This is a genomic window from Rhizobium sp. BK176 (assembly GCF_024808055.1).
Map to the genome: position 1 here is coordinate 231,546 of NZ_JANUBV010000010.1, position 8,305 is coordinate 239,850.

The 8,305-nt window shown below is 58.9% G+C and carries 7 protein-coding genes; 4 read left to right on the forward strand and 3 right to left on the reverse strand.

Going from position 1 to position 8,305, the window contains the following annotated elements:
• Window positions 1-3: 3 nt before the first annotated feature.
• Together FHT76_RS26395 and FHT76_RS26400 are read right to left on the reverse strand one after the other, a co-directional pair.
• Window positions 4-990 carry a BMP family protein gene (locus FHT76_RS26395; protein WP_183756182.1) on the reverse strand — a complete coding sequence of 329 codons (987 nt, stop codon included), beginning with the start codon at window positions 988-990 and terminating at the stop codon, window positions 4-6.
• A gap of 251 nt (window positions 991-1,241) precedes the next feature.
• Window positions 1,242-1,643 carry a hypothetical protein gene (locus tag FHT76_RS26400; RefSeq protein WP_259129511.1) on the reverse strand — a complete coding sequence of 134 codons (402 nt, stop codon included), beginning with the start codon at window positions 1,641-1,643 and terminating at the stop codon, window positions 1,242-1,244.
• A gap of 676 nt (window positions 1,644-2,319) precedes the next feature.
• On the opposite strand from FHT76_RS26400, the gene FHT76_RS26405 reads away from it, so the two are divergent.
• The 4 genes from FHT76_RS26405 (at window position 2,320) to FHT76_RS26420 (ending at window position 7,453) form a co-directional block, all read left to right on the forward strand.
• Window positions 2,320-3,093, forward strand: a complete 774-nt coding sequence (locus FHT76_RS26405) for a LamB/YcsF family protein (protein WP_259129510.1) — start codon at window positions 2,320-2,322, stop codon at window positions 3,091-3,093.
• On the forward strand, window positions 3,086-4,717 hold the full coding sequence (locus FHT76_RS26410; protein WP_259129509.1) for an urea amidolyase family protein: 1,632 nt from the start codon (window positions 3,086-3,088) through the stop codon (window positions 4,715-4,717). The genes FHT76_RS26405 and FHT76_RS26410 overlap by 8 nt, the downstream gene beginning before the upstream one ends.
• Before the next feature lie 3 nt (window positions 4,718-4,720).
• A complete protein-coding gene (locus tag FHT76_RS26415; protein WP_259185992.1) occupies window positions 4,721-6,433 on the forward strand; it encodes a biotin carboxylase N-terminal domain-containing protein in 1,713 nt (570 codons plus the stop codon).
• Window positions 6,434-6,565: 132 nt separating this feature from the next.
• Entirely contained in the window at window positions 6,566-7,453 is an 888-nt protein-coding gene (locus FHT76_RS26420) for a DUF1989 domain-containing protein (RefSeq protein WP_259129506.1), read from the forward strand.
• A 605-nt stretch (window positions 7,454-8,058) separates the two neighbouring features.
• On the opposite strand, the gene FHT76_RS26425 is transcribed toward FHT76_RS26420, so the two are convergent.
• A complete protein-coding gene (locus FHT76_RS26425; RefSeq protein WP_259185993.1) occupies window positions 8,059-8,223 on the reverse strand; it encodes a hypothetical protein in 165 nt (54 codons plus the stop codon).
• Window positions 8,224-8,305 lie beyond the last annotated feature (82 nt).

Below are 8,305 nucleotides of genomic sequence, written 5' to 3' on the forward strand. Positions count from 1 at the left end.
AACTTACTTTGGCTGTTCCATGTTCTGCGGCACCTCGAACTTGCCGGCCTTGATGTCGGCGCGCTTGGCTTCCATGGCCGCTTCCGCGTCTGCGGGCGCCACGCCCTTCACAAAGACGATGTCGCTTCCACCTTCCTTCATCAGCCCGAAGGCGGTGTAGTTGCGGCCGACGGGCTTGCCCGCAGCGACATCGGCAATCGCCGCGTTCAGAATGGGCCTGAAACCCCACAGGGCATTTGCAAAGACGGTGTCGGGATAGCGTGGGGTATAGTCGATCAATGATCCGACAGCCTTGATCTTGCGTTCCTTGGCCGCATCGGCAGTTCCGATGCGCTCGCCAAACAGGATGTCGGCACCAGCATCGATCTGGGCAAGGCCTGCCTCGCGCGCCTTCGGCGGATCGAAGAACGTGCCAATGAAGGCCACGAGATGCTTGCAGTCGGGATTGACCGACTTGACACCTTCGGCGAAGGCGTTGATCAGCATGTTGACCTCGGGAATAGGCATGGCGCCAACGGAGCCGACCATGTTCGACTTGGTCATCTTGCCTGCCAGCATCCCCGCGAGATAGGCGCCGTCGTAATTCCAGGTGCCGAAGACGCCGAAATTGCTGCCTTCTTCCTTGCCGCTCGATCCGAGAACAAACGCGGTGTCGGGGTAATCGGCCGCCACCTGGCGCGCTTCCTTTTCGACGGCATAGGCTTCGCCGATAATCAGCTTGTTTCCTTGCTCGGCATATTCGCGCATGGCGCGGGGATAGTCGGTCCCGGAAACACCTTCTGAAAATACATATTCAATTACGCCCTCCTTGGCGGCGTCCTGCAAGGCCTTGTGAAGACAAGAATTCCAGGCGTTCTCGACGGGCGAGGCATGGATGCCCGCCACCTTCAATGGGGCAGCAGCGCGCGCGATCGGGGCCAGCCCGCTGACGCCAAGGGCAATGCCTGAGGCCATGAGCGCGCGACGTGACATGAGAAGGTCTTTTGTCATGATTGTTCCCCTTTTTTTACCGTTTGGTTCAAAACCATATGGAGGGGCTAAAAAAGTGTCAAGCGAGGTCCGGGTTTAAAAAATGGGCATAGCCAGTTGCCTTCCGCCTCGCAAGTAAGGAGCCGTCATGCCCATATGAGGTTTGCTTATGGTGACCGAGCGCGAGCATATGCCTCTCAATTCGTCGATCTTCGGGTTCTGTTTTGTCGCCGCGTTTCGTCTTCAAGGCCGCCAGCCGACCTCGAGCAGCGTCAAAAGACGTCTCTACCACCTAGGCCGATAAATTCCGTCCTGAATCCCTGACTGTTTGCCTGTTTCAACAGCCGGTTGGTGCTCAGGATGTCCAGTTTCATGCTTCCGGCGAAGCAGGCACGAAGAGGACAGCAGAGTTCACTTTTCGCCCATTCGAGCGCTGTACGAGAAAGCATCGTCACGATCCAGTGGTCGTCGTCCGCCCGCTCGAGCAAGATGTCGGCACCACCTCTGCCAACGGCGGTGATCGATGGGCATTTCACCGGGGACATTGACGATGTTCTTAGGCGCGTGACCGATTGATCCATCCTGTATGCCTCCTCGTCGATAGGCCGGTCCCTGGGACCAAGTTCTGTGGAGGCTATCTGAACGCCGTAGATGATGTCCTTGATCCAAATCAAGGCGACTTCCATTTTTGTCGTCGGACCCGATGGTCGGCCAACCGGATGGTCCCGCATGGGGTGGGTTTGGTCGCTGCCCCGCGAACCCGAACCTCACCGGATTAAACTTACCTTGCCGGACTGACGGCGGGGCCTTCGGAAGCACTCAATTGCTCAAATCAATCCTTTCGGCCGATCGGTGAATTGCCTCGCCTTGGATCGTCAATTTCATTGAGTGCGAACGCGGGCGGGAAAGCCGTGCTGCGGGATGCGTTAGAGGTTTCTAAATGCTGCTCTGCTAATGTCTGGGTATGCGCGGTTTGATTTTCATCGTTGGCCTCATAGCTTTCCTCTCTGTGGTCGACAAGATCGCGTGCCGAGGGCTGTACAGCCGTATGGCTTGGCGGGAAACCACAGAGCAGGCTGATTATTTCAAGCACCAGGTCGGCTATTGGGTTGGACGCCTCCTCGCTGTCTGATCTCCAGGCGGGTCCGGTTCCTCAAGGACATAACCGGCGCCGAGACGTCGCGGGCCAAGCGGGCTTCGATGAGGCTGGCTCTTCGAGAGCTTGAAACTCGGGACATCCGTTGCAACCGGGCTCTCCACGCCCGCAGGTCAGATCATATTTGTCGACGTTGATCCCTGAGAAGTTATAGACCAATAATCTCGAATCCTCATTCTCCAATGGTGTGCGACATGGCAAGTATCGATCTTAACAGCGACCTCGGCGAAAGCTTCGGACCGTGGAGAATGGGCGACGATGCCGCCGTGCTTCAGATCGTCACAAGCGCCAACATCGCTTGCGGTTTCCACGCCGGCGATCCCGCCGGAATATTGAGCGTTTTGCGGGAAGCGGCCGGCCGCGGAGTGGTGGTCGGTGCACATGTCGGCTATCGCGATCTCGCTGGCTTTGGTCGCCGCAACATGGATCCGTCGAGTGATGAGCTCGTCGGCGATACGATCTATCAGATCGGTGCATTGCAGGGTCTCGCCCGGGCGGCCGGAACATCGGTGCGATACGTCAAGCCACATGGGGCGCTTTACAACACCATCGCCAACGATACGCGACAGGCAGCGGATGTCATTGCGGCCATAAAGGCGATCGATCCCGCCCTGGTATTCCTGGCACTTGCAGGTGCCCCTGTCGTGAAGCAAGCACGCGACGCTGGTTTGACGGTCGTATCCGAAGCTTTTGCCGACCGGGCATACAATGCCGACGGAAGTCTCGTCAGCCGTAGACTACCAGGCTCGGTTATTCATGATCCGGAAGTCATTGCCGAGCGCATGCTCAAGATGGTGAACGAGCAGCGGGTCACGACCATCGACGGTATCGATATTCCGCTTGAGGCAGAATCGATCTGCGTTCACGGCGACACGCCGGCGGCGGTTGGGATCGCACGTACGTTGCGTGAAACCTTTGAAAAACGCGGTATCGACCTGAAGTCCTTTGTCGGCCCCTCGCATGTGTGAGCTGCTTCGCTTCCTTCCTGCCGGGAGTGGTGGCTTCCTCGTCGAGCTCAAGGATCTCGAAACGACCTTGACGCTTCTCGATGCGCTTCTTGCCACGCCGCTTCCCGGTGTGGTGGATGCAATCCCCGCTGCGCGGACCGTGATGATACAGTTCGATCCCTATCTGACGGACCGTCAAACACTGACGAATTCGATTGCGCGGATGGATCTGTCGAAGCGCAGTGTCCGTCAGGGCGATCTGTTTGAAATCCCGGTAACTTATGATGGTGCTGACCTCGAGGAGGTGGCGAAGCTGCTTGGCTGGTCGGTGGAAGAACTTATCCGCCGGCACACCGAGGCGACGTATACGGTCGCCTTTACCGGTTTTGCGCCGGGCTTTGCCTACATGACCTGCGATGATGAGGGCTTCGACGTTCCACGACGAAGGAGTCCGCGCGTGAAGGTCCCTGCCGGGTCGGTGGCATTGGCCGGAAAGTTTGGCGGAATCTACCCCTCGGACAGTCCGGGCGGTTGGCAGTTGCTCGGATCAACCCCTCTCAAAATGTGGGACACTGCGCGTGAACGGCCGGCTCTTCTGGCGCCAGGCGATCGTGTTTGCTTTCGCAATCTGGCGCAGCGCCCGGCCATTCCAGTGACTTCAGTCAAGGGTAAGACACCGGCCTCAGCGCCCGTAACGGAAGGCCTTCTGGTGACCAGGTCGGACCGGCCGGCCCTTTATCAGGATCTCGGTCGGAAAGGCCGCTCGAGCCAGGGCGTCTCGGAGTCCGGCGCGCTCGATCGCGGCGCAATGCAGGCTGCCAATCTGCTTCTGGGTAATCCTCGCGAGAGCGCTGTCATCGAAGTGACCTTCGGCGGATTTGCCTTTCAGGCGGACCGGGCGGTGACTGTTGCCGTGACCGGTGCTCCCTGTTCCATGACGATCCGAACGCACAATGGTAGCGAGATCAAAGCGCCGTTTGCCCGGGCCTTTGCGCTCGACGCGGGAGACGAGGTGACCCTGGGCATCCCGTCGGCCGGAATGCGCAGCTATCTTGCCTTACGTGGCGGTTTTCTCGTCGAGCCGATGCTTGGCTCGGCAGCCACCGATACCTTGGCGAAGGTTGGTCCCGAGACCATTCAGACAGGCAGTCTGCTGGTCCCTGCTTCAAAGCCTGCCTGCGCTGTCGACGAAAGCCCGCAAGAAGCTGGTAGGCTGCCTCGTGCGGGCGAGATTGTAACACTTGATGTCATTCCCGGGCCGCGAACCGATTGGTTCACGCAGACCGGTATTGAAACGCTACGCACACAGGAATGGGACGTCACACCACAATCGAGCCGCATCGGCATGCGCCTGTCCGGGAACGCTCCGATCGAAAGAAGTGTTCATGGGGAGCTTCCCTCCGAAGGGACCGCACATGGCGCAATCCAGGTTCCTGCCGAGGGCCAACCCGTTCTTTTTTTGGCCGACCATCCGCTGACCGGTGGTTATCCCGTGATCGGTGTTGTCGCCAGCCACCATCTCGATCTTGCTGGCCAGATCCCGATCGGCGCACGCATCCGCTTCAATCTGATTGCCGCCTTCGATCCGCAGGAGAGGCAGGCAGAACCACTTGTCCCGGCCGCTGCTATCACACAGGAAGACTGACTGATGAAAAAGCTGCTGATCGCCAATCGTGGCGAAATCGCCGTTCGCATCATCCGCGCCGCGCGCGACTACGTCGTCTCATCGGTTGCCATCTACTCTGATGCCGATGCAAACGCATTGCATGCAGAGCTTGCTGACGAGGCCTATGGCCTCGGACCGGGCCGTCCTTCAGAGACCTATCTGAATATCGGCCGGATTCTTGAGATTGCGCGACGCTCAGGCGCCGATGCCGTTCATCCGGGCTATGGATTTTTGTCCGAGCGATCCGAGTTCGCGAGTGCCGTGATCGAGGCCGGGCTGATATGGGTCGGGCCTTCGCCTGACGTCATTGCGGCACTTGGCGACAAGGTCGAGGCACGTCGCGTTGCCGAAAAGGTGGGAGCGCCGCTCGTCAAGGGATCGAATGGCCCGATTTCTACAGCGGCAGACGCGGTTGCCTTTGCCCGCGAGGTCGGCCTGCCTCTTGCCATCAAGGCAGCGTTTGGGGGTGGCGGTCGTGGCATGAAAGTCGCCCGACGGCTGGAAGAGGTTGGGGAGCTCTTCAATTCAGCCGTGCGCGAGGCAACTGAAGCGTTTGGCCGGGGTGAATGTTACGGCGAGCAGTTCCTGGAAAAGCCGCGCCACATCGAGGCGCAGGTGATCGCCGACAGCCATGGCAACACGGTTGTCCTCGGGACGCGGGACTGCTCGCTCCAGCGCCGCAACCAGAAGCTTGTCGAGGAGGCGCCAGCGCCCTTCATCAGCGAAGAGCAGCGCAACCGCATCCATGAGGCGGCGAAAGCGATCTGCGCGGAGGTCGGATACTGCGGGGCCGGAACTGTCGAGTTCCTGTTGTCACAAGATGGCGTCATTTCATTTCTCGAGGTCAACACCCGCCTTCAGGTCGAACATCCCGTCACCGAGGAAACCACGGGCATCGACATCGTGGTCGAACAGTTGCGCATCGCCGACGGCCTGGCGCTATCAGTCATGGAAACCCCGGAACCGCGCGGACACGCCTTCGAATTTCGCATCAATGCCGAGGACCCTGGAAGAGGCTTTCTTCCGACGCCGGGGCTGATTACGCGCTTTCGCGCCCCGTCGGGAATAGGCATTCGTCTCGATACGGGCGTCGAAACGGGCTCTGAAATTCCGGACCTTTACGATTCCATGATGGCGAAGCTGATTGTCACGGGATCATCGCGCAGCCACGCCCTTGAGCGTGCACGCCGGGCATTGGCCGAGTTCCGGATCGATGGCGTCGCCTCGGTCCTGCCGTTCCACCGCGCCGTGGTGAACGAGCCTGACTTTACCGGCCAGGATAGGTTCGGGGTCTTCACAAACTGGATAGAGACGCAGTTTTCAGGGATCCTGCCCGCACCACGTGTCGATCCTGTCGAAAGCGGTCTCGTTCGCAGTTTCATCGAGATCGACGGCAGACGACATGAACTCGCCCTGCCAGCTGGCCTGTTCTCGGTTTCTGGCGCCGCTGCCATTAAACCCGCTGGCGAAACGCCTCGCGCGAGCGAAGGAGCGGTTACAACTCCCATTCCCGGAACGTTGCGTCAATGGCTTGTCGAGGATGGTGCCGAAGTGGTTGAAGGGGATATCGTTGCAATCGTCGAGGCGATGAAAATGGAAACGCGGATCGCCGCGCCGAGATCCGGCCGTATTCGCCACATTGCCAAGATCGATGCCGTTCTTGGCCTCGGCGCCGAACTCGCGACAATTCAATAAGTCTATGAATTCAACGCTGCGGCAAAAGAACCTGTTGAAACCTCCATCGGTTCTGCGAACATGGCTAGATTTTGAGCAAACTGACCTGCCTTCAATAGGCAGTCCCAATATGCAGCATGGAGAGGACGAGGGATGAAGCCCCCACCCGTCACTGAAGCCCCGCAAGATGCATCAGCGCGCAGGGCAATCGCTCCTGTGATTTGCTATCCGGTGCAAAGCCTGCCACGTCCCGATCTTAAGGCCTACCGCGCCTTGCGCACGGACCTCACGCTTGTGAAGCGCGTGACTGTTCCAGCGCGAGATGCCGCATGCTGGACGGTGCCGACAGGCTACTTTTGTCGCATTCTCTGCGGCGAGGGTCCGCAGGTCGGCGATCTCAATCTGTTCAACGCCAACAACATTAGCGAGCGCCTCTATACGGGCAAAACCCGTGCCTTGAACGGAACTCATGTCGGGCTTGGCGACCAGCTATTCTCGAACCTGCCTTATCTGCGGCCCATCGCGACGATCACCCATGATACGCTTGACTGGTATGGCTTCGACGCGTTTGGAGGCTCAGTGCACGACGTCATAGGAACACGTTGCGATCCCTACACGCATAACCTCCTGAGCCATGGAGGACAGTATCATCACTGCTGTCATTCGAACCTCACACGGGCCTTTGCAGAGGAAACCGGAATGCCGCTGGACGAAGCGTCGACACACATCCACGACGTCCTGAACGTATTCATGTGCACGGGCTTTACCCGGGATACGGGGCAGTACTTCATGAAGGCGAGCCCGGTGCGCCCGGGCGATTACCTGGAGTTCTTCGCAGAAATCGATCTTCTCGCTTGCATGTCAGCATGTCCCGGGGGCGATTGCTCGTCCGAACATTCGTCGGATGCCGCGGCGTGCTATCCCCTCGAAGTCGAGGTCTATCGACCGTCGAGCCTTCCGCAGGGTTGGGTGCCATCGCAGGTCAATGGATATGATGGCACGCACGGCGTGCAGGCTCCCAAAACGGAGCTGTTTCCCTGACCGCTGCTTCTCAAAGAAGTGGTACAGAACGCCCCGGTCACCACATAGCCCGGACAAACGAAGAGCCCCGCAACCGCGGGGCTAGGTCGAGTAGCCAGACACACGAGCGAGCGCAGGAGCGCACTGCCCAAGATCCTGTTGCGTCGTTTCAGCCAAAAGTGACGATGATTTTTGCCATGACGACAGGGAGGAGCCGAACGTGCATTTGCCTGAAACATCTGGCCGGAGGTTCCGCTTTGGTCTCCGGCCAGATGCTCGTTGATCCAAAGAGGGCTGGGGTCGGCTCCCGGATCAACGCATCGAAGTGCTTCAAAGGTCTCCGCATCTAACGGCAGCAGCCGCGTAAAAGAGGCCCGCCGAGGCGGGCCAGTCTCGCCACATGGAACTGGGAGAAGTTCCGATCAGAATATTAGAGATAACTAATTAAGAAATCGTTAAGTGTAATTTTTCGTTACACAGCAACGCGACACGACACGATGATAGACCGTCCAGGATGGACCAGATGAGTTGATCCTGAATACGGGGAGACTATCCGCGACCAAACGCAGCCGTTGCGCAGTTTTTTCCAGGTAGCAAAAGCCGAAAGATTCAGACCGCGAAAATTGTTACCTCCAGCCCTGTCGATGGAGTTGGTCTGGCATGGTGTCGGTCGTCGAGGAATTGAAGGGCAGGTCGTGTCCCGCCGAATGGTGTAGGTCGGCGGTAGCGAAGCCGCTCGTGAGCGCGTTCTCAATCGCGCCGTAGCGAGCGAGCGGCGAAGCGGCGGTCATCGAAGTTCTCCGGTAAAGTCGGGTTGCTCACACCAACCTGATTGGAAGGAACCACCGATGACCGATGTCATGATGAACCTGC